This window comes from Vibrio sp. 03_296, from assembly GCF_002265885.1.
Genome location: NZ_NPKW01001205.1, coordinates 1 through 607 on the forward strand (window position 1 = coordinate 1; position 607 = coordinate 607).

The following is a 607-nucleotide window of genomic DNA, read 5'->3' on the forward strand; positions in this document are numbered from 1 at the left end:
CATGATCAAACTCTTCAATTAAAAGTTTTTTGAAGCTTTCGCTTCGGCTCAATGAATACTGAATAAATTGACTGTGCCGATACTTAGTATCGTTTTGGTCACTCAGTTCATTGATAAATCTTTTGGATTATCATCAACGAGTGCCCACACAGATTGATAGGTTTATATTGTTAAAGAGCTTTGCTTTCAGTGCCTTAGCACTTAAGCGAGGTGCGTATAATACGCGATTGACTCTGTAAGTCAACATAAAACTCTAAGCTTTTTGCTTAAAACTTTATGGTGACTCGTCTAATTAAAGACAAGTCGAATTAAAAGCCTGGCGATGTTCTACTCTCACATGGGGAAACCCCACACTACCATCGACGCTATTTCGTTTCACTTCTGAGTTCGGAATGGGTTCAGGTGGGTCCAAAACGCTATGGTCGCCAAGCAAATTCTTAAAATTCGGAAAGCTGTTTGCGTTCTCTACACATTCAATTCGTTCTTGCTTTGAGTCCATCAAAACCCTTTGGGTGTTGTATGGTTAAGCCTCACGGGCAATTAGTACAGGTTAGCTCAACGCCTCACAGCGCTTACACACCCTGCCTATCAACGTTCTAGTCTCGAT

At 41.0% G+C, this 607-nt stretch carries 2 rRNA genes; both read right to left on the reverse strand.

Features of this window, described 5'->3' with window-relative positions:
• Positions 1-314: 314 nt before the first annotated feature.
• A 5S ribosomal RNA gene (gene rrf, locus CIK04_RS31005) occupies positions 315-430 on the reverse strand.
• Between the two features lie 89 nt (positions 431-519).
• Positions 520-607 (reverse strand): 23S ribosomal RNA (locus CIK04_RS31010); the annotation flags it as partial.